General features: G+C 35.6%; 33 protein-coding genes, 1 tRNA gene and 1 pseudogene. 25 read left to right on the top strand and 10 right to left on the bottom strand.

Annotated features, from left to right (window positions below):
* The first annotated feature begins 27 nt into the window (after positions 1 to 27).
* Positions 28 to 99: transfer RNA gene (locus FGK96_RS06175), tRNA-Arg, on the top strand.
* Between the two features lie 42 nt (positions 100 to 141).
* Here the strand turns inward: FGK96_RS06175 and FGK96_RS06170 are convergent.
* The 6 genes from FGK96_RS06170 to FGK96_RS06150 form a co-directional block, all read right to left on the bottom strand.
* Complete coding sequence (locus FGK96_RS06170; RefSeq protein ID WP_138082309.1) at positions 142 to 1,221, bottom strand: tyrosine-type recombinase/integrase; 1,080 nt, start codon at positions 1,219 to 1,221, stop codon at positions 142 to 144.
* Positions 1,222 to 1,343: 122 nt separating this feature from the next.
* A complete protein-coding gene (locus FGK96_RS06165) occupies positions 1,344 to 1,574 on the bottom strand; it encodes a hypothetical protein (RefSeq protein WP_138082307.1) in 231 nt (76 codons plus the stop codon).
* 15 nt (positions 1,575 to 1,589) lie between these two features.
* Positions 1,590 to 1,976 (bottom strand): ImmA/IrrE family metallo-endopeptidase, encoded by a 387-nt coding sequence (locus tag FGK96_RS06160; protein ID WP_138082305.1) that lies wholly within the window; start codon positions 1,974 to 1,976, stop codon positions 1,590 to 1,592.
* A gap of 192 nt (positions 1,977 to 2,168) precedes the next feature.
* Positions 2,169 to 2,792, bottom strand: a complete 624-nt coding sequence (locus FGK96_RS06155) for a DUF3800 domain-containing protein (protein ID WP_232045807.1) — start codon at positions 2,790 to 2,792, stop codon at positions 2,169 to 2,171.
* Positions 2,752 to 2,859, bottom strand: a complete 108-nt coding sequence (locus FGK96_RS10705) for a DUF3800 domain-containing protein (RefSeq protein WP_420031103.1) — start codon at positions 2,857 to 2,859, stop codon at positions 2,752 to 2,754. Before FGK96_RS10705 ends, FGK96_RS06155 begins: the two co-directional genes overlap by 41 nt.
* Positions 2,860 to 3,210: a helix-turn-helix domain-containing protein gene (locus FGK96_RS06150; protein WP_138082303.1), complete on the bottom strand. Its 351-nt coding sequence runs from the start codon at positions 3,208 to 3,210 to the stop codon at positions 2,860 to 2,862.
* A 323-nt stretch (positions 3,211 to 3,533) separates the two neighbouring features.
* Here FGK96_RS06150 and FGK96_RS10480 point away from each other — a divergent pair, with 323 nt between their 5' ends.
* Positions 3,534 to 3,671, top strand: coding sequence for a hypothetical protein (locus FGK96_RS10480; RefSeq protein WP_172601606.1), 138 nt, complete (start codon positions 3,534 to 3,536; stop codon positions 3,669 to 3,671).
* On the opposite strand, the gene FGK96_RS06145 is transcribed toward FGK96_RS10480, so the two are convergent.
* Entirely contained in the window at positions 3,654 to 4,046 is a 393-nt protein-coding gene (locus FGK96_RS06145) for a DUF2513 domain-containing protein (RefSeq protein ID WP_232045806.1), read from the bottom strand. The genes FGK96_RS10480 and FGK96_RS06145 overlap by 18 nt on opposite strands.
* 34 nt (positions 4,047 to 4,080) lie before the next feature.
* Between FGK96_RS06145 and FGK96_RS06140 the strand changes: the two genes are divergently transcribed.
* Genes FGK96_RS06140 through FGK96_RS06130 form a run of 3 tightly spaced genes read left to right on the top strand, consistent with a single transcriptional unit; the run spans position 4,081 to position 5,272 of the window.
* Entirely contained in the window at positions 4,081 to 4,296 is a 216-nt protein-coding gene (locus FGK96_RS06140; protein ID WP_138082301.1) for a transcriptional regulator, read from the top strand.
* A 12-nt stretch (positions 4,297 to 4,308) separates the two neighbouring features.
* Entirely contained in the window at positions 4,309 to 5,079 is a 771-nt protein-coding gene (locus FGK96_RS06135) for a phage antirepressor (RefSeq protein WP_138082299.1), read from the top strand.
* Positions 5,072 to 5,272 (top strand): hypothetical protein, encoded by a 201-nt coding sequence (locus tag FGK96_RS06130; RefSeq protein ID WP_232045805.1) that lies wholly within the window; start codon positions 5,072 to 5,074, stop codon positions 5,270 to 5,272. The genes FGK96_RS06135 and FGK96_RS06130 overlap by 8 nt, the downstream gene beginning before the upstream one ends.
* Positions 5,273 to 5,312: 40 nt before the next feature.
* On the opposite strand, the gene FGK96_RS10475 is transcribed toward FGK96_RS06130, so the two are convergent.
* The gene (locus FGK96_RS10475; protein WP_172601571.1) at positions 5,313 to 5,471 is read right to left on the bottom strand and encodes a hypothetical protein; all 159 of its coding nucleotides are present in this window, start codon (positions 5,469 to 5,471) and stop codon (positions 5,313 to 5,315) included.
* Between the two features lie 180 nt (positions 5,472 to 5,651).
* Positions 5,652 to 5,873 carry a hypothetical protein gene (locus FGK96_RS06125; protein ID WP_138082297.1) on the bottom strand — a complete coding sequence of 74 codons (222 nt, stop codon included), beginning with the start codon at positions 5,871 to 5,873 and terminating at the stop codon, positions 5,652 to 5,654.
* A gap of 138 nt (positions 5,874 to 6,011) precedes the next feature.
* On the opposite strand from FGK96_RS06125, the gene FGK96_RS06120 reads away from it, so the two are divergent.
* The 3 genes from FGK96_RS06120 (at position 6,012) to FGK96_RS10645 (ending at position 6,619) form a co-directional block, all read left to right on the top strand.
* Entirely contained in the window at positions 6,012 to 6,197 is a 186-nt protein-coding gene (locus FGK96_RS06120; protein WP_138082295.1) for a helix-turn-helix domain-containing protein, read from the top strand.
* Positions 6,198 to 6,273: 76 nt separating this feature from the next.
* Complete coding sequence (locus FGK96_RS06115) at positions 6,274 to 6,504, top strand: hypothetical protein (protein ID WP_138082293.1); 231 nt, start codon at positions 6,274 to 6,276, stop codon at positions 6,502 to 6,504.
* Positions 6,488 to 6,619, top strand: coding sequence for a hypothetical protein (locus FGK96_RS10645; protein ID WP_269472111.1), 132 nt, complete (start codon positions 6,488 to 6,490; stop codon positions 6,617 to 6,619). Before FGK96_RS06115 ends, FGK96_RS10645 begins: the two co-directional genes overlap by 17 nt.
* 134 nt (positions 6,620 to 6,753) lie before the next feature.
* On the opposite strand, the gene FGK96_RS06110 is transcribed toward FGK96_RS10645, so the two are convergent.
* Positions 6,754 to 7,215: a hypothetical protein gene (locus tag FGK96_RS06110; protein WP_138082291.1), complete on the bottom strand. Its 462-nt coding sequence runs from the start codon at positions 7,213 to 7,215 to the stop codon at positions 6,754 to 6,756.
* A 154-nt stretch (positions 7,216 to 7,369) separates the two neighbouring features.
* On the opposite strand from FGK96_RS06110, the pseudogene FGK96_RS06105 reads away from it, so the two are divergent.
* From FGK96_RS06105 to FGK96_RS06030, 17 genes and pseudogenes are all read left to right on the top strand, one after another.
* Positions 7,370 to 7,657, top strand: a pseudogene (locus FGK96_RS06105) (helix-turn-helix domain-containing protein); the annotation flags it as partial.
* A gap of 132 nt (positions 7,658 to 7,789) precedes the next feature.
* Positions 7,790 to 8,182, top strand: a complete 393-nt coding sequence (locus tag FGK96_RS06100) for a DnaD domain-containing protein (RefSeq protein WP_138082287.1) — start codon at positions 7,790 to 7,792, stop codon at positions 8,180 to 8,182.
* Positions 8,160 to 8,390, top strand: a complete 231-nt coding sequence (locus FGK96_RS06095) for a hypothetical protein (protein WP_138082285.1) — start codon at positions 8,160 to 8,162, stop codon at positions 8,388 to 8,390. The genes FGK96_RS06100 and FGK96_RS06095 overlap by 23 nt, the downstream gene beginning before the upstream one ends.
* 298 nt (positions 8,391 to 8,688) lie before the next feature.
* A complete protein-coding gene (locus FGK96_RS10640; protein ID WP_269472110.1) occupies positions 8,689 to 8,814 on the top strand; it encodes a hypothetical protein in 126 nt (41 codons plus the stop codon).
* A complete protein-coding gene (locus FGK96_RS10470; protein WP_172601605.1) occupies positions 8,804 to 8,971 on the top strand; it encodes a hypothetical protein in 168 nt (55 codons plus the stop codon). Before FGK96_RS10640 ends, FGK96_RS10470 begins: the two co-directional genes overlap by 11 nt.
* A 5-nt stretch (positions 8,972 to 8,976) precedes the next feature.
* Positions 8,977 to 9,798 carry a phage recombination protein Bet gene (gene bet, locus FGK96_RS06085; protein WP_138082283.1) on the top strand — a complete coding sequence of 274 codons (822 nt, stop codon included), beginning with the start codon at positions 8,977 to 8,979 and terminating at the stop codon, positions 9,796 to 9,798.
* A 12-nt stretch (positions 9,799 to 9,810) separates the two neighbouring features.
* Entirely contained in the window at positions 9,811 to 10,782 is a 972-nt protein-coding gene (locus FGK96_RS06080; RefSeq protein WP_138082280.1) for a DUF1351 domain-containing protein, read from the top strand.
* A gap of 168 nt (positions 10,783 to 10,950) precedes the next feature.
* Complete coding sequence (locus FGK96_RS06075; protein WP_138082277.1) at positions 10,951 to 11,160, top strand: hypothetical protein; 210 nt, start codon at positions 10,951 to 10,953, stop codon at positions 11,158 to 11,160.
* Between the two features lie 12 nt (positions 11,161 to 11,172).
* Positions 11,173 to 11,514, top strand: coding sequence for a hypothetical protein (locus FGK96_RS06070; RefSeq protein ID WP_138082275.1), 342 nt, complete (start codon positions 11,173 to 11,175; stop codon positions 11,512 to 11,514).
* A complete protein-coding gene (locus FGK96_RS06065) occupies positions 11,514 to 11,945 on the top strand; it encodes a RusA family crossover junction endodeoxyribonuclease (RefSeq protein ID WP_138082273.1) in 432 nt (143 codons plus the stop codon). Before FGK96_RS06070 ends, FGK96_RS06065 begins: the two co-directional genes overlap by 1 nt.
* Before the next feature lie 32 nt (positions 11,946 to 11,977).
* Complete coding sequence (locus tag FGK96_RS06060; RefSeq protein WP_232045835.1) at positions 11,978 to 12,235, top strand: DUF1372 family protein; 258 nt, start codon at positions 11,978 to 11,980, stop codon at positions 12,233 to 12,235.
* Between the two features lies 1 nt (position 12,236).
* On the top strand, positions 12,237 to 12,671 hold the full coding sequence (locus tag FGK96_RS06055; protein WP_138082268.1) for a DUF7448 domain-containing protein: 435 nt from the start codon (positions 12,237 to 12,239) through the stop codon (positions 12,669 to 12,671).
* Between the two features lie 11 nt (positions 12,672 to 12,682).
* Positions 12,683 to 12,931 (top strand): hypothetical protein, encoded by a 249-nt coding sequence (locus FGK96_RS06050; RefSeq protein ID WP_138082266.1) that lies wholly within the window; start codon positions 12,683 to 12,685, stop codon positions 12,929 to 12,931.
* Positions 12,932 to 13,005: 74 nt separating this feature from the next.
* Positions 13,006 to 13,422: a DUF1492 domain-containing protein gene (locus tag FGK96_RS06045; RefSeq protein WP_138082264.1), complete on the top strand. Its 417-nt coding sequence runs from the start codon at positions 13,006 to 13,008 to the stop codon at positions 13,420 to 13,422.
* Positions 13,423 to 13,582: 160 nt separating this feature from the next.
* Positions 13,583 to 14,314: a phage terminase small subunit gene (gene terS / locus FGK96_RS06040; RefSeq protein WP_138082262.1), complete on the top strand. Its 732-nt coding sequence runs from the start codon at positions 13,583 to 13,585 to the stop codon at positions 14,312 to 14,314.
* Entirely contained in the window at positions 14,283 to 15,581 is a 1,299-nt protein-coding gene (locus FGK96_RS06035) for a PBSX family phage terminase large subunit (RefSeq protein ID WP_138082260.1), read from the top strand. Before terS ends, FGK96_RS06035 begins: the two co-directional genes overlap by 32 nt.
* Before the next feature lie 11 nt (positions 15,582 to 15,592).
* The gene (locus FGK96_RS06030) at positions 15,593 to 17,104 is read left to right on the top strand and encodes a phage portal protein (protein ID WP_331855389.1); all 1,512 of its coding nucleotides are present in this window, start codon (positions 15,593 to 15,595) and stop codon (positions 17,102 to 17,104) included.

Genomic DNA, 17,104 nt, shown 5'->3' with positions numbered 1-17,104 from the left:
TACAATAGATAGAGGTATAATGCCTTGGGCTCCTTAGTTCAATGGATATAACAACTCCCTCCTAAGGAGTAGTTGCAGGTTCGACTCCTGCAGGGGCCATGCTAATATACACCAAAAGCCTAATTTAATAGGCTTTTTTCTTTATTCGTTTTTTAAAAGGAGCATAAAAGGGGCGGTTTGTTTATTTATGATTTCTTTCATATTGACAGTTGTATGACCGTAAATAGATAAAGTTGTTTTGGGGTCTGAGTGTCCGACTCTATCCATAATGGCATTAAGCGGTATTCCTTTTTCAGCCAAAAAAGAAATATGCGAGTGTCTAAATAAATGAGTGTGGTAATCGCCGTAAATTTTCAAGCGTTTATTAATATAGGCATTTAAGATTGGTACACCATTTGAATTTGGGAAAATATAGTTTGATGTTTTCTTTTGTCTCTTGATAATATCGAGTATGTTATCAGATACCGATATTTTTCGAGTTGATTTTTGTGTTTTAGTGGTAGTGGTTTTACGAGTGTGAAAATCATAGGTTGCATTGATAGTGATTTCTTTGTTTTCAAAATCTATTTTATCGTAAGTCAGACAAGCAAGCTCACCATACCTTACACCAGTCAGGAACATAAATAAAACGACGTCTGCGAGCGTTTGTTCGTTGTTGTCTATCATTCTACCGCAGAGGTTGTAAACCTCGTCAGAAGTCAAAAATAGGACTTTTTCAGGGATGTAATTTTCTTTTGGTTTAGGAACTAAAACATTTTCTGTTGGATTGCTTGCCATATAGTCCATTTTAATAGCATAAGCAAAAATGGCGTGCAATCTTTTTCTGCATTTGTGCGTAACGTGAAATGTGTTTTGTTTAAGTAGTTTTTCAATAATCAATCTGACATCACGTTTAGTTATTTTATTGATCAGTGTATCATCAGAAATGACAGTTGTTAAATGCTTATCAGCAACAGTATACGACCTGATAGTAGAATCCTTAACGGTTGGTTTCCATTGTTTGATAAACTCTTTCTTTAATTCGCCATAGGTCATTTCGTCGTACTCACGAATTGCTAGTTTATCCTCTATTTTTTCTTGCAAAATTAGGCTAGCTTTTTTCTGTGCTTGACTGGAATTTTTATCCAATGTGACAGAGACTTTTTTATATTTTTTAGTTAATGGATCTGTGTAACGTTCGATGTATTTATACTTTCCGTTTGATAATTCTTCTATCCACATTTGTTTTTACCTCACTTTTTTGTTAAAATGGGTATAAGAAAACGAGCTATTTAATGCTTGTTTCTTATACAGTTTTGCCTTTCACACAAACTTTGGTCGGGGAGTGTGAAGGCTTTTTTATTTTATATTGATTTAAATAAAACAGTAATTCCAATTTTTCCCATAAGAGTCTCATCTTCATCACTAATCTTAACGACATCTAAGTTATTATTATTGGCATAATCGGCAATTTGTTGATATATGCTATGCTTCATTCCACTATCGGTATAAGCAGATTTACCTCCAAGTACAGAGCTCAGTGCTCCAGTCATTGAACCACCTTTGGCAACTTTAAATGTTTTAACAGAATACATAATAATTCTCCTTTTCTACCCTGCATCAAGCAGATTGTAATACTCATCAATGACCATAATTTCATCAGTTGTGGTCTTTAAATTATGTCTTTTCATAAAAGACAAGTAGTTAAAGGCAAGTTTGTCATCAATATAATTAAATTCTTCCTCCAGTAAGCATTTAATCATATGTCTATTTGCCTGCAATTCAAATTCTTCATGTCGCCTTTTATATTGGTCAGAATCGTGATCAATGTGACCAAGTTCATGAAAGACAACTTTCTTTTTGGACTCGTCAGATAATGCTTTGTTAACAAAGACTACTTTTATTTTATCGATATAGACTCCTGGTCGTGGCCAAAGGTCGTTATCAAAATAAGCTAGCGTGACCCCATATAGGTCAACGACCTCATCAATAGTCATAGACTATCTTCCCTTCAATTAATATCAAAAAAACCCTTGCCGAGTTGACAAGGGCTTCCAAACGAAGGCGACGTACTTAACATACGCTTAAATAATCATTCGCGAATCCGTTTGATTTAACAGTGTACTTAAACCTGTAAGTTTAGTTTACTACACCATTAATATTCTTGTCAATGAAAAACTTTTATTTTTTTATGGTAGTTTCAGGTATGTGTGATTAGGTATTATTCGTAAGTTATAATCATTAATAGTATACGAATTCCATATTCTGTTTGCTAAAATATCTGCTGCTTGAATAAGATAATCGTTTTCTGACACACATGATTTTGTACACACTTTAAAATCACCTGTTAAAATTGGTTTAAAAAACTTTCCATAACTAAAATTGTAAATTCCCTCATGTAATTCTTCAAATATTCCATCACCTAAACCATATAGTCCATTAGTAGCAAACCCTTGTTGATCAATATTTAAAAATAATTCGATATCATCATCACAATTAATGTATCCATGTGATATCAATTTATTAAAAAGCTTTTTAATAATTCTACTTATGGCATAATCCTTAAATCTCTGACGAGATTTTTTATCTTGTACGATATAATCTTTCAAATAGTGATTATCTATAGCTACGGAGAAAGTCAACTCTTGACGTAAAACCTTATACAGAGAGTTGCGGTGGTTATAATCTTTTAAATTTGAGGCTTTAAGTTCAAAATCAAAATTATTCTCACCAGCAATTTGCTTCACTCTTTTTTTATAAATTGATTTAGCTTTATTTTTTGGATTTATCCTCAATAAAGCAATACCCAGCATATACGAAATATTTTGAATGGGGTTCTAGTCGGCCAGAATCATCTATAAAGATATGGATTCTTTTCATCTAGCTTCTTCCCTTCAAATAGATTTCTATTATATTTTGAATAGCTTCAATGTCTTCTTCGGTAATAGGCTTACCATCGAATGTTTTTGCATTTTCTGCCATTTGTCGTAGGTCATCTGAAGTATATTTTTGGCCCTCTTTTGCAATAGCAGGATTGTCTGTGCGACCTAGCAAGTAATCAGTTGAGACGTTGAAGTAATCTGCAATTTTTTCTAATTTTTCTGGTCCTGGAGCGTTTCTCTTCAATGCATAAAGTGCATTTTTTGTGTAACCTAGTTTTTCTTCTAGAGTATTTATAGAAATACCTTGCTTATCACAAAGATTTTTAACTCTTTCGAATACTGAGAACATTGATTTAACAACCTTTCTAAGCATCACAAAAATAAATTAAAGTTTTTATATAAAAGTGATTTACAAAATTATATAAATACTCTAAAATAATAAATGTAAAGCGAATATAAAAGCGAAACAAAAAACGAAAATTAAAACTAAAAAAATATAACTTTGGCGAGTTTATTAGTAGTTTAATAATGTTTTTGTTGGTGTTTTTTCTATACCTAGAGTTTAAAGTTTTTATATAAAAATGTCAAGTGTTTTTATATAAAGCTTCGCAATTATTTTCGCTTTGCATTTAATAAAAAAACTCCATAAGAGAGTAGAAAGGAAAAAGTAGTATGGATGAAGTAAAAATTCGTGAAGATGGTATTTATTTAAATGGTCAAAAACTAAAAACTGTTACTTCATATCGATTGAAAAAAATTGCTAACGGACGTTCTGAATTATTCTTGAAACTATCAGTTGATGTTCGATGATATTGCTTTAGAGATGACTTGGATTGCAATTTCTTTTAGTGCTGAAATAGAGTAAGAACCTACTTTATTAGCTATAGTTTTTGTCTTATGCCAATTATTGTCTTGTCTAATATTGGCTAAAAATTCATGGGCAGATGGAGATAGATCAACAATGCTACATCCACCGTCCATATAATACTTTACTTCACCAATGAAGAATCCATTCTTGGAACATTGTCGAATATGATACATAATTTCATCATATGTGTATTTATTTAGGTTTTTCAAATCTTCTGGTCCTAGATACTGTACATCATTGTTAAATGTCGACTTGTTTTCAACATCAATAAGGATATCTCTAACACAATCAGGATTTAATTTCATAATCCACCTCATATTTTTATTTTTATTATATCAGAAAGGAGAATAAATGAGTCAACAACATAAGAAATGGTCAGCTCTAGTTGAACAACGACTTAAAGAAAAAGGTTGGACCAGAGTAGACTTAGCACTTGCAGTTGGTTTACGTAGTTCAGGAACGATTACTGACCTGCTTACTAAAGGGAAAGGAAGTATTGACCTTAAAGTCAGAGTTTCTAAAGTTCTTAGCATTCGTGAACCATGGGAATTATTTGAAGGAGAATAGAAAGGAAACAACATGAACGAAATTTTCAATTTTAAAGGACAAGAAGTCCGAACGGTAACAATCAACAATGAGCCTTACTTTGTAGGTAAGGATGTGGCAGACATCTTAGGATATACAAATTCAAGAAAAGCACTGATTGACCATGTTGACACAGACGATAAGCTGACGTCACAAATCGTTACGGCAGGTCAAAACAGAAATCAAACCATCATCAATGAATCTGGTCTCTACTCACTAATCTTATCAAGCAAACTTCCACAAGCAAAAGAATTCAAACGCTGGGTAACAACAGAAGTATTGCCAACTATCCGAAAACATGGAGCTTACCTGACCGATAGCAAGATTGAGGAAGTTCTTCTCAGTCCAGATACAATTATCAACTTAGCAACTCAACTTAAAGAGGAGCGACAAAAAGTAAACATATTGCAAATTGCACTTGAGGAAAGCCAAAAACAAGCACGATACCTAGATTTAATCATTGAAAGCAAAGGTGCTTTACGTGTTTCTCAAATCGCACAAGATTATGGAATGACAGCTAACAAGCTTAATAAGGTTTTATACGAGTTAGGTGTTCAGCATAAAGTAAACGGTCAATGGCTTCTTTACAAGCGGCACATGGGAAAGGGTTACACAGATAGTCATACATTTGATTATCAAGATAGAAACGGTCATACAAGAGCAAATGTAACGACTACATGGACTCAAAAAGGACGACTCTTCTTATATGAATTACTTAAAGATAATGGCTACTTACCACTTATCGAACAAGATGAAATTGCTTAGAAAGGAAAGATATGAAAAAAAAATTACAGATGAGCAATTAAACAACTATTTAGAGGTTCGTGCAGAACTAGGCGAAGAAAACTTCGAATATGCAAACTTTGTTTATGACTATATGTTGACAGAGAAAAAAGAAAAACTAATTAAAGATGTCAAGATGGAAATAACTGATTTTAAAAAAATAGAGAAAGAATGAAAAATTAAAACCACCAGGATTACCTGATGGCTATAAACAATTACAACTCTCCGCGCATACGTCTTAGTGCAGTGTTGTGATTGTCGATACTTTTAGATAAACTTCTAGGTTCTAAAATTTCAGCAAGTGCCTTTGCTAAATTATCAGAATCTTGAACATCATGTCTATCAAGTATTGATTTAATTTCAGAAATCATCATTATAATCACCTCCTTCCTATCAGGCTAAGTAGATTATACAACAGAAAGGAACCACATGAGACCAAATCATTATCCGTATAGCGGAAAGAAAAATCAATCTACTAAAGAGCAGATTGCAAGTATAGAGAATGATATAAACGTTCTACGTGCAATTATCCAGACAACAAGAGCTGATTTAGACTATCGGATTTCTAAATTATGTCCAGATTCTAAGACTGAGTATCCAGCTTTTTTCAATTCTGAAAGCAACTCATCTTTTGGAATATCATAATCTCTTGGGTCGATATTAGCATAATTTTCTTCATTGAGACTTGAAAAAACACTCAATAGATATTCATCTAGGTCTTGCCAAGTGTAATGACGACTTTCGCGGTTATTAGGTTTCGGACTTAATCTATTCATAACTTTCCTCCTTTCCGTTAATATCTGACTAACAGGAAATCACGTTAATTGGTAGTTAAAGTTATATCTTCACCTGCTTAATCACAAAATAATTATAGCACAATATATTGTGCTGAACAATAAAAAGGAGCACTATATATGGATATTTTGATTGAAAAAATTGAAAAATATTTAAATGAAAATGGCATGACAAAAGCGGATTTACAAAGAGCGACCGGATTACACAGAAGAAGTATTGAAAGTATTCGCTATCACGATCCTAGCTTTTCAAAAATGGTTAAAATTGCCGATGCATTAGATATCAGCTTAGACGAATTTCGGTGAAAGGCAAAAAAAAACGACTGCGGGAACAGTCGCTAACTAAATTAATTTACTCAATTATAACATGAAAGGAAATAACATGCTAGCAAAACTTCAGAGTGGCATCGAAGTGCCTTACGACGAACTTTGGTTAAATGATAACGACCTAGCAGAATTTATCGGTAAGTCATTTGACCAAACACAACGACTACTTAGAAAAATGTACGCAGATAGAAGTTATCGCAAGTATATTGACAAAGTTGGTGGTCGTTCAACAAAAGTGAAGAAATTCGAGGAATGGAGACAATCACAAAATGAAAAAATTACTTAACTTAATCTTTGCAAAAACAAAACAAGAAGAAAAGCCAAAATGGACCATTGAGCAAAATGGATGGGAACAAAGTGCTAGAAAATATGACACATTTACTAACCGAATGGGAGTATGAGGAAATTTATATGTCAAATTATAGTAAATCTCTACTTAAACTTGTTCTATTATGTAGTTTATCAGTTATTGGATTAATAGATGAAGCAACTGGTGACTTACTTTTGTTATTTTATCCATCTGTTATTTGGTTACTTATTTTTTATCTTCATAGAGATCGAAAGTAGACTTAAACATTTCTAATTTACTAAAAATACTATTTCCTAACTTAAGGTTAGAAAATAGAGCTAAAGATGCCAACACATTGGTTAAAATGTTGAATTGGGTTTCACGTAGCGATAATAGCATCCAAATTACAAAAAATATAGGAACAGATAGTTCACAAATTAAACTAAAAAATTTATATGATTGTTTTTCATACTTTGGTAAATAAGTCTTGATAAAACCGTGAAAATTTATAGATAAAATTTGAATCGCCAAATATATACTTAAGGAATAAATAAATCCTATAAAAAGTTGTGTAAGTTCAAATATTTTTATTTTTGAAAAAGCATTAAAGATTGATGATTTCGATGTCCTATCTATAATAAAAATTAACATTAGAGTTACTGTAATTAAAGCAGTTAAATTCATTAAAAATTCTATAATTTTTTTCACTATTCTACCTCAACATTTTTATTTCAATTATATCACACGCAAAAACTAAAAATATACAAACTATAAGGAGGTAAACACTTAATGCAATACATATTTCAGAAATACAACAAGTAGTTACACAGCAGTAAGCAATGATTTTTTAGATGATAGTGAACTATCATTTAAAGCAAAAGGTCTACTAATGGTAATCCTTCGGAATAAAGAGGATTGGAGAGTCTATCCTGAAGAATTAGCTAGAAGGTCAACCGATAACATTAAAGCGGTTCGGTCTGGTTTAAAGGAATTAGAGAGAGCTGGTTATATTAAGACCTACAAAAAATCTATTGGTAGAGGTATGGGGATGCAATACTTTAGATTTTGTGCAGATAGAAAAATATCCAACAAAGCATTTGAACAATTAATAAATAATCTTGAAAAAGATTTACAAGTGCCTAAAAGGTAAAGTTACGTTTTGTAAAGTTACGTTTTGTATATGTACAAAAAGGCACACTAATAACTACTAACCTTAAATAAATACTAACTATAAATAAATACTAACAGATAAATAAGCAGGAGCTGCTAGAGAGGTCAAAAATTGGATAAAAAAACATTATTTGAAAACTTCCAAAATAACTGGATGAGATTACTATCACCATTTGAAATTGAAGATATTGAAAAATGGATTGATGAAGATCACATGCCAGTTGAAGTTGTCAATGAAGCATTGAAAGAAACAGTTATCTACAATGCAAAAAACACAAGATATCTTTCAACTGTATTGAATAGATGGAAAAATAATCAGATTGATACTCTAGAAAAGATTGAATTCTCAAGATTGGAATTTGAGAACAAGAGGCTAAGCAAAGCAAATAGTAATAGTTCGAACGTTCCAAATTGGTCAAATCCAGACTATAAAGATCCAAGCTTGAGAGAATTTGCTTTACAAGGAATTGGAGAAAGAGAAGATGACTCAGATGCCGATTTTTAACTATTTTTATAATCTAATCCAAAAAGATTACGGGAAAAGAGTTAGTCATGAAACATTTGATAAGTTTGTTAAGTATTGCGAAGCTGGCAAAGAAGTAAACGGGGTAAAGCCGATTTTAAATTGGATAAATCTTTATGCTTTCGGTACAGGTATCACAACAGAAGAGGCTGAAGAATTAAGATATGAAAGATTGAGGGCAGTGAATTGAGTTTGCTAAAAGACCTAACAGAACAAGAATTAAGAATATTTTGCTACTTACCAATGGGTAGCGACAGAATGGTAAACGCCAAAGAAATTTGTAAAGCATTTAATATTAACGATCCAAAAAAATTGAGAGACCTTATCCATAGCATGGTAATAAAGGGTTGCTTGATTGGTTCTAGCCGAAAAAATGGCGGTGGCTATTAGCTCAATTGAAAGCCAAGTCATTAAAGAGACTAAACGTATAAACACTTTGAAAAATGGTGACCTGAACAATTTCAGAGCGATTGCGGAGGAAATTAGACATGGATAGAGGACTATTTGGAACATTTGATTATGACCGTGACATCATGCAACCTCCAGTTGAAGGTGAAGAATATAACGATGAATTTTACTGGAATGGAAGACAGTGGGTAAGGTATGGAGAATAAACAACCATATCAAAATTGGGAGCATGACTATTTCGAAGTCCAAAAAATAATGGGACAAGAAATTGACAAGCTTCAAAATGAGCTACTCAAAGCAAAAAGCAGAATTAAAAAACTGGAAGCCGAAAATTGGCAACTAAAACATAGAAAACGGAGATAAACAAAATGGTAAATGATATTCAAACTGCTGAAAAAAATTTTTTAGAAAATCCACAAAGTCTAAATAGCGCTATCGTAAAAAAATATTTAGATCCAAAAGGTACTGCGACAGATGAAGAATTAGCTTATTTCATTGCACAAGCTAAGACTCAGAACTTAAATCCATTTACAAAAGAAATTTATTTTATTAAGTATGGAAGTCAGCCAGCTCAAGTTGTTGTTGCTCTGAAAGCTTTTCAAAAGAAAGCTGACGCACACCCACAATATGACGGAATGGGCTCAGGAATAATTTACGAGAAGAGTGGAGAAGAAATCGAAGCAGAAGGTGCATTTGTTCCAAGAGGTGCTGAAATTGTAGGCGGTTGGGCGACTGTATATCGAAAAGACAGAAGCCACCCAACAAAGGTAAGGGTTACTTTTTCAGAGTATGACAACTCTAAAATTCGAGCTAGGGTTAAGGAGCTTGAAAAAAATGGCAATACGGTAACTTATCCAGTAATGAATGCATACAATAAACCAATTGGAGAAAATAATTGGGATAGCATGCCAGCAGTTATGATCCGTAAGGTTGCAATAGTTACTGCCCTAAGAGAAGCATTCCCGAATGAATTGGGTGGAAATTATGAAATTGATGAGTTGCGTGGCATGAAAGATGTTACTCCTAATGATGTTCAAGTTGAAAGCCAAGAAGAAGTTAAAGCTCGTAAGATGAAGGAAATCGAGTCTAATAATAAGAAACAAGCTGCCACAGTAATTGACAAGCAACAACCTGACTTATTCCAAGCGTCTGAACCAATTTCAGATGAAGACCTACCATTCACGGTATAGAGAGGGAACAACATGGCAATTAAAGAAGCTGAAAAAGTAAATGTACTGGATAGCATTGAAATTAATTACACTCCTGCCGTTGTTTCTTTCAATGACTTTGAAGGTTTTGAAAAAGGTGTTGAAGAAGCAGTTGCACGATATAGCACATTTGACTTGGAAGTCAATACGATTGAAGAAGTCAAACAAGCCAGGACAGAGCTGAATGCTCTTGATAAAAAATTGGAAGATAGGCGCAAGGAAATCAAGAGAGAAATCAATGATCCTTACGCAAAATTTGAAAATCAGTACAAAGTACCGTATCAAAAGCTGAAGAACCTCATTTCTGAGCTGAAAAATCAAATTGACGGTTATGAAGAAAACCAAAAAATGCTCCGTAAGGACAAAGTCAAACACTATTTCTATGAAAAAGCTGAAGAAGCCAATCTCAATAAAGAAGTATTTGATAAGTATCTTGACCAGTTCTTGAAAGCAACAGACTTCACACCGACTTTCAACTTTAAAAAATCAACTCAAGACAAGCTTGATGAAATTGTTATTGATGAAATTCAAAAGCAAGACCAATGTGACGCTGACATGATTGTAATTACTGACCTATGTGCCAAGAATAACTTAGGACCAGCAAGCTATATCCGACAGTATGACAATGGTGCTTCACTAGCTGAGATTTTAGGTCTTATTAATCGAGATGTTGAAGAAATTAAGAGAACTCGTGAATTGAATGAAGTTAAGCGTATTGCTGACGAGAAGGCTAAGATTGAGCGTCAGGCAGCCATTGAAGCGCAAGCTAAGCAAACAGCTGAAACGACAATAAAAGCCGTTAATCAAGAAACTGGGGAGATTTTAGAGGAGCCAGTAGCAGTTGCTAAATACGAAACAACAATCAAATTCATTATGGACCTTGAGCAGGCTAAAAAATTCAAATCATTCTTGGACGAAAACGATATAGAATTTGAAACGCTTGTAGGTATGAAAAAAGTTAATTAACCAACTTATTGCAAAGTGAGGCCTGGCCTTTGCAATAATAAAATTTTCCAGGCAAGAAAGGAAACTTTTTGGATTATCGTCAAGTAACAGGATTGATGATATGAGAATTTCGCATACCAGCCTTGCCAAAGCTCACAACTTAGTGGCTGGTATGATTTTTGTAAGGTTATGGATTGGATTGATTACGCTCTATTTGAGGCAAAAAATAAAGAAGAAATAAAAAATAAAATTTTAAACGATGGATACACTTTTCCACATTATGACAAATCGAAAAATAAAGTAAGGTATGTCATTTCAGTTTTGGATATTAAACGAGACTGTCAAAAAGTAGGAATAGACTTACAAGATGTGTATCCGCTTCAGACAACACTTTTTTAAAAAGGAGAAAACATGGAACAAATCAATATTACAGGAACTAATATGGTTATTATTAGCGACAAAGCACTTAAAACTTTTGTGATTGCAGGTCATTTATCAGAGAGGTGGCAATTTATCTCTAAATTCGAAAAATTAGATGATGAACCATCGCTTGATGAGAATGGAGATTTGTTTGAACCTGCATACGCGTTAATACTTGAAGCTAATCCGATAACACAAATTAGCATAACATCTTCATATAGCGGTAAAGACCACAAAAAAGATACAGACGAAATTATAAAAGTGTTCTCGTTTATAGAAGATAACAAGAGAAATATTTTTGAAACTCTTGGCATTCGTGGGGTGCTTGAATAATGGCTAAATTAATTATCAATATCGAACCAAAACCACAGTCACGACCAAGGTTCGCTAGGCGTGGCAATTTTACTACAACCTATGAAGATAAGGAAATGAAAGCCTGGCGTAATCAATGCAGGCTACTTATTGCCAATCAGTACATGGGTCAGCCTATACTTGAGGGTGCCCTGAGAGCAAATGTGAGGTTTTACATCAAACCACCTCAGTATATCTCAAAGCCAAAGAAGAACCAGCAGGCACTACTAGATGAAATTATTCCAGTAGGGAAAAAGCCTGATGTGGATAACTATGAAAAAGCTCTATACGACAGCATGAGTGGCATTGTCTTTCAAGATGACGGACAGATAGCTCTCCATGATGTCGGTAAGTTCTACAGCCTCAGCCCACGAATTGAGGTAGAAATGGAGGTCATGGAATGGATGAATTAAAGAGGTACAGTCCACTTTTAGGGCTAATCTGTATGCTTTTCTTTGCTGGTGGTATCGCAACAGCTACACTCTTTGATGATGAAGCTCCGCAACGGCAGCCTATCATCATTCATGTAGTCGATAATGCAGGAGGTGTGATGGCAGGAAAAATCACAGACAAGGAAATTATAGAGGGACGATTTACTATCACAGCTGGGGCTTACGGTAAGTTTTCGGTTACAAAAGAACAGTACGAAAGCCTCAAAGTTGGTGACCCAATCCCTGAGTATTTGAAGAAAAGAGGAAGTTGAGATGACAAAAACTATTGAATTACCTGATGGCTTAAGTATGTATGGCAGCAAAGATGAACGCTATGGATCACTAGAAGAACTGAAAGAGTTGCTACTCTACAAACGTATTGTAAAGTGGGACAAAGACTACTTAGAGCTTGAAGATGGAACTAAGGTCACTATCGAGGAGTCAGAAAGCGATTGTTGTGCTAGTGCAGGCGGAGAGTTCAAAGATGTCAAGCTAGACGCTGTTATCACTGATGTCAAAATTGGTGAACAAGTAAAAGAGGAAAGTGATTGGGGGACAACAACCAGTAAGAACACAGTCACTATTTATCACAATCAAAATCCTATAGCATTAGCAGAATGTGAGGCAGATGATGGTAACGGTGGATATTATTACAGTGTAGGCTCTCTTGTTATTGGAAGAATTCATTTTCCAGTAGTTGAGGCTTAGGAGGAGCTCTGATGAAACCTAGAAAATATCCGTATTCAGGAAGACCAAAACTAACTAGAAAGGAACTACCAAGGTTCGTGAAGTTAGGAAATATTGCCTTTAATAGCGAATTGGTCAAGCATATTGAAGTGATTAGGGAAGCATCACCAAAACAAACCCTAGTCTGTTTCAAAATTCCTAAATTATTTACAACCGAAGAACACCAGGTGAGGGTACATCTCAGAATTGATGAGGTTGTAAAGATTTTGAACCAGGCATAAATAAAAAAAGCCAAGGCACTCTCTGCCTCAGCAATAATTAACACAAGATTATTATACCACAAAGGAGATAGAGAGTGAACAAGGCTAAAGAGCTCTTGAATGAGCTACAAAATCTTGATATGGATATTCAAAGCCGTATAGACGAAATCAATGAGCTTGAGGCAGGTTTGCTCTCAAGCCCCAAGTGGACAACAGATAAGGTCAAAGGCGGTCAAGCTAGAAAGGTTGATGATGTTTATTCTCAGCTTATTGTGATGAAAGAGGCTATAGAACAAGATACCAATGAAGTTATTAACAGGAAACTTGAACTTGGTAGATTGATTAACAAGCTGAAAAATCCAAAGAGCAGGTCAGTCCTCAGAATGACTTACATTACTAAGATGTATGTTGATGATATTTGTGATAAGTTAGCAATCAGCAAAAGCTCTTATTACAATATGCGTAAAATGGCTATTGAGGAGCTGAGTTTGGTTTTAGAACATTTGGAATAATTTGGAACGTTCTAAAAACGTTGTATAAACCTAGATAATCTTGGCGTGCACTGTAATCATAATCTGCTAGAATGGTAGTATCAAGAATTAAGGGTAAGGCACCTATGAAGTGTCTTCCCTTTTCTTTTTTCAAAACAAATAAACAGCAGGAGGTTTAGGCTTGGGTAGAGCAAGAGACCCCAACCGAGACAAAGCATTTGAAATCTACTCAGAGAACAATGGAAACATTGAACTGGTTGAGATTGCTGAGCGTTTGGGTGTTTCAGCTGGCACTGTCCGAGGTTGGAAAAGTAAAGACAAATGGGAACCTAAAATAAAAGGAACGTTCCAAAAGAAAAATACGGAACGCTCCAAAAATCCAAGGGGTGCTCCAAAGGGCAGTAAGAACGCTCTAGGACACGGAGCCCCTAAGGGAAACACTAACGCCCTCAAACATGGTTTGTTTGCTAAGTATCTGCCACAGGAGGTGTATGAGATAGCACAGGAGCTATCAGACAAACAGCCAATAGACATACTCTGGGAAAACATCACGCTGAGCTATGCTAATCTACTGCATGCTCAGCGTATTTTATTTGTCCAAGATGTAGAGGATAGCGATACCTTTGTTACTAGCACAGGGAAAGCTGGTATAGGCTATGAACAGCATACGGCATGGGATAAGCAAGGAAAAGCCCTAGCTGCAATAGCAAGAGCCCAGTCAGAGCTTAAAAGCATGATTAAGACCTATGATGAGCTGACACGCTCATCACTTGTCACAGAGGAGCAACGCCTAAGGATTGATAACCTCAAGGCTCAGCTAGGCTCATATGATGAAGACGATACGGTCATTACTGGATTTATATTTGATAGGAGTGAGTACAATGGCAATACTGAACCTAGCAAAGTTGATTAACCCAGTATTTGATGAAGTCCTATATACTCTCAAGAGCCATATAGTGTTAAAGGGTGGCCGTGCATCTACCAAGTCCTCTGTGGTGTCTATTGATCTAGTAAATGACTTTATTAGCGCCCCTCTAGGTAACGTGGTAGTCTTACGGAAAGTTGGTAAATACCTGAGAATGTCTGTTTATGAGCAGATACGGTGGGCAATCTATGAGATGGGGTTAGCTAATCAGTTCCACTTTGGGAAGTCACCGCTACAGATTACTCACAAGAAAACGGGTACAGCCTTTTATTTTTACGGTGTAGACGATCCAATGAAACTCAAATCACAGAAGATAGCTAAAGGCTATGTCATGGCTGTATGGTTTGAGGAGTTGGCAGAGTTTGCAGGGCGTGAGGACATTGACATAGTTGAGGATACCTTTATCCGTCAAGAGTTGCCTAATGGCAAAGAGGTCAAGGTTTATTTCACCTACAACCCACCACGCAACCCTTATAACTGGATAAATGAATGGGTAGCAGAGAAAGCGGGTGACCCAACCTATCTCATACATCACAGCACCTATCTTGATGATAAGCTAGGCTTTTTGTCTAAACAGATGAAAGCCAAGATAGCTAGATACAAGGAGACTGACCCTGACTACTACCGCTGGATGTACTTAGGAGAGGTGATAGGGCTTGGTAATCATGTCTATAACATGAACTACTTTAAGCCACTAGAAAGCCTCCCTGATGATGACAAGGTAATAGGTATATCCTTTGCCCTGGATACAGGACACCAACTGTCAGCTACAGCCTGTGGAGCTTATGGACTTACCGCCAAGGGTAATGTTATCTTGCTTGATACTTTCTATTATAGCCCAGCTGGCAAGACAATCAAAAAGGCACCCAGTGAGCTCTCAGTGATGATACATGACTTTGTAGACAAGGTCATGAAGACTTACAGAGTGCCAAAGCTCAAGATGACTATTGATAGTGCTAAGGGTGCTTTGAGAAATCAATATTTCAAAGATTATGGTGAACGCTGGCACCCAGTAGCCAAAAAGAAAAATCAGACCATGATTGACATGGTTATCAGCTTACTAGCAGAGGGACGCTTTTACTACCTTGACATCCCAGCTAACAGGGTCTTTGTCGAAGAACACAAGATGTACCGCTATGATGATAAATCCTTGAACACAGATGACCCTAAAGTTATCAAGGAAGATGACCACACGGTAGATGAGTTCAAGTACTTTGTCCTGGACAACGCTAAGGAGCTAGATTTGAAAGCCTAAAGGAGCTAACAATGGGAATAGTACAGACTATCAAGAATTTTTTCACAAGGAGTAAGTATGTGATGACCACACAAAACTTAACAAACATTACAGATCACCCTAAAATAGCAGTCTCAGTGGCTGAGTATGACCGTATCAGGGAAAACCTCAAATACTTTGCTGGTCGTTATCCACAAATTGAGTACAAGGACAGCAACGGAATAAAGCAAAAGCGTGATTTTAACCATTTACCGATTGGCAGAACAGCATCTAAGAAGATTGCAAGCCTAGTCTTTAATGAACAGGCTGAAATCAAGGTAGATGATGAAGTAGCTGATGATTTTGTCCAGAAACAGTTACAGAATGACCGCTTTATTAAGAATTTTGAACGCTACCTAGAGAGCTGTTTAGCTCTTGGAGGACTTGCCATGAGGCCATATGTCGACAAGGACAAGGTAAGGATAGCATTTATTCAAGCTCCCGTCTTTTTGCCTCTCCAGTCAAATACCCAAGATGTTTCTAGTGCTGCTATCATCACAAAGACAATCAAATCAGAAGGTAATAAGAACAAGTATTACACGCTGATTGAATTGCACGAATGGGTAAAAGATGACAAATACACTGTGACCAATGAGCTCTACAAGTCTGATAATCAGAACATTGTAGGAGCTAGAGTACCTTTGTCAGAACTCTATGAGGACTTAGAGGAAATAGTAGACTTGAACGGTCTTAGCAGACCCTTGTTTACCTACTTAAAGACACCAGGAATGAATAACAAAGATATTAATAGTCCGCTTGGTCTATCTATCTTTGATAACGCTAAGACTACTATTGACTTCCTTAATACCACCTATGATGAGTTTATGTGGGAGGTAAAAATGGGTCAGCGTAGGGTGGCTGTTCCTACTCAGATGATTAAGACAGAGTACAATCAGGACGGTGATAAGGTCACTGTCAAGCGTGAGTTTGAAACTGGTCACAATGTCTATGAGCAGTTCGATAGTGGTGATATAGACAAGGGTATAGGTATAACAGACCTTACAACGCCAATTCGTTCTGATGACTACATCAAGGCAATCAATGAGGGTCTAGCACTATTTGAAATGCAGATAGGGGTATCAGCTGGTATGTTTACTTTTGACGGTAAGAGCATGAAAACAGCTACCGAGATTGTATCTGAGAACTCAGACACTTATCAAATGCGTAATAGTATTGTCAGCCTTGTTGAACAATCTCTGAAAGAGCTGATCATCACTATGTTAGAGCTAGGCAAAGCATATCAGCTTTACAAGGGGAATATTCCTGATATGGACGCTATCAGCATTAACCTTGATGATGGGGTCTTTACCGACCGTAACGCTGAGCTTGACTACTGGATTAAAGTAGTAAATGCTGGCTTTGGTACTGATGTCATGGCTATTGAGAAAGTGCTTAATGTAACCCCTGAGAAAGCTAAGGAAATCAAAGCTGAAATTAGTTTCAATGCCATTGATAAGACAAGTAGTGAGCGTAGCCCTGATGATGTGGGAGTGTATGGAGAATGA

This window comes from Streptococcus porcinus (assembly GCF_901542335.1).
Lineage (GTDB): Bacteria > Bacillota > Bacilli > Lactobacillales > Streptococcaceae > Streptococcus > Streptococcus porcinus_A.
Note: the sequence above shows the minus strand (reverse complement) of the source record. Positions and strands in the feature narration are given on the sequence as shown.

What these genes read in the sequence shown, in the direction of transcription:
- FGK96_RS06170 (WP_138082309.1), bottom strand. Translation starts at nt 1,221, where the DNA reads ATGTGGATAGAAGAATTATCAAACGGAAAGTATAAATACATCGAACGT.
- FGK96_RS06165 (WP_138082307.1), bottom strand. Translation starts at nt 1,574, where the DNA reads ATGTATTCTGTTAAAACATTTAAAGTTGCCAAAGGTGGTTCAATGACT.
- FGK96_RS06160 (WP_138082305.1), bottom strand. Translation starts at nt 1,976, where the DNA reads ATGACTATTGATGAGGTCGTTGACCTATATGGGGTCACGCTAGCTTAT.
- FGK96_RS06155 (WP_232045807.1), bottom strand. Translation starts at nt 2,792, where the DNA reads ATGCTGGGTATTGCTTTATTGAGGATAAATCCAAAAAATAAAGCTAAA.
- FGK96_RS10705 (WP_420031103.1), bottom strand. Translation starts at nt 2,859, where the DNA reads ATGAAAAGAATCCATATCTTTATAGATGATTCTGGCCGACTAGAACCC.
- FGK96_RS06150 (WP_138082303.1), bottom strand. Translation starts at nt 3,210, where the DNA reads ATGTTCTCAGTATTCGAAAGAGTTAAAAATCTTTGTGATAAGCAAGGT.
- FGK96_RS10480 (WP_172601606.1), top strand. Translation starts at nt 3,534, where the DNA reads ATGGATGAAGTAAAAATTCGTGAAGATGGTATTTATTTAAATGGTCAA.
- FGK96_RS06145 (WP_232045806.1), bottom strand. Translation starts at nt 4,046, where the DNA reads ATGAGGTGGATTATGAAATTAAATCCTGATTGTGTTAGAGATATCCTT.
- FGK96_RS06140 (WP_138082301.1), top strand. Translation starts at nt 4,081, where the DNA reads ATGAGTCAACAACATAAGAAATGGTCAGCTCTAGTTGAACAACGACTT.
- FGK96_RS06135 (WP_138082299.1), top strand. Translation starts at nt 4,309, where the DNA reads ATGAACGAAATTTTCAATTTTAAAGGACAAGAAGTCCGAACGGTAACA.
- FGK96_RS10475 (WP_172601571.1), bottom strand. Translation starts at nt 5,471, where the DNA reads ATGATGATTTCTGAAATTAAATCAATACTTGATAGACATGATGTTCAA.
- FGK96_RS06125 (WP_138082297.1), bottom strand. Translation starts at nt 5,873, where the DNA reads ATGAATAGATTAAGTCCGAAACCTAATAACCGCGAAAGTCGTCATTAC.
- FGK96_RS06120 (WP_138082295.1), top strand. Translation starts at nt 6,012, where the DNA reads ATGGATATTTTGATTGAAAAAATTGAAAAATATTTAAATGAAAATGGC.
- FGK96_RS06115 (WP_138082293.1), top strand. Translation starts at nt 6,274, where the DNA reads ATGCTAGCAAAACTTCAGAGTGGCATCGAAGTGCCTTACGACGAACTT.
- FGK96_RS10645 (WP_269472111.1), top strand. Translation starts at nt 6,488, where the DNA reads ATGAAAAAATTACTTAACTTAATCTTTGCAAAAACAAAACAAGAAGAA.
- FGK96_RS06095 (WP_138082285.1), top strand. Translation starts at nt 8,160, where the DNA reads ATGACTCAGATGCCGATTTTTAACTATTTTTATAATCTAATCCAAAAA.
- FGK96_RS10640 (WP_269472110.1), top strand. Translation starts at nt 8,689, where the DNA reads ATGGATAGAGGACTATTTGGAACATTTGATTATGACCGTGACATCATG.
- FGK96_RS10470 (WP_172601605.1), top strand. Translation starts at nt 8,804, where the DNA reads ATGGAGAATAAACAACCATATCAAAATTGGGAGCATGACTATTTCGAA.
- bet (WP_138082283.1), top strand. Translation starts at nt 8,977, where the DNA reads ATGGTAAATGATATTCAAACTGCTGAAAAAAATTTTTTAGAAAATCCA.
- FGK96_RS06080 (WP_138082280.1), top strand. Translation starts at nt 9,811, where the DNA reads ATGGCAATTAAAGAAGCTGAAAAAGTAAATGTACTGGATAGCATTGAA.
- FGK96_RS06075 (WP_138082277.1), top strand. Translation starts at nt 10,951, where the DNA reads ATGGATTGGATTGATTACGCTCTATTTGAGGCAAAAAATAAAGAAGAA.
- FGK96_RS06070 (WP_138082275.1), top strand. Translation starts at nt 11,173, where the DNA reads ATGGAACAAATCAATATTACAGGAACTAATATGGTTATTATTAGCGAC.
- FGK96_RS06065 (WP_138082273.1), top strand. Translation starts at nt 11,514, where the DNA reads ATGGCTAAATTAATTATCAATATCGAACCAAAACCACAGTCACGACCA.
- FGK96_RS06060 (WP_232045835.1), top strand. Translation starts at nt 11,978, where the DNA reads ATGCTTTTCTTTGCTGGTGGTATCGCAACAGCTACACTCTTTGATGAT.
- FGK96_RS06055 (WP_138082268.1), top strand. Translation starts at nt 12,237, where the DNA reads ATGACAAAAACTATTGAATTACCTGATGGCTTAAGTATGTATGGCAGC.
- FGK96_RS06050 (WP_138082266.1), top strand. Translation starts at nt 12,683, where the DNA reads ATGAAACCTAGAAAATATCCGTATTCAGGAAGACCAAAACTAACTAGA.
- FGK96_RS06035 (WP_138082260.1), top strand. Translation starts at nt 14,283, where the DNA reads ATGGCAATACTGAACCTAGCAAAGTTGATTAACCCAGTATTTGATGAA.
- FGK96_RS06030 (WP_331855389.1), top strand. Translation starts at nt 15,593, where the DNA reads ATGGGAATAGTACAGACTATCAAGAATTTTTTCACAAGGAGTAAGTAT.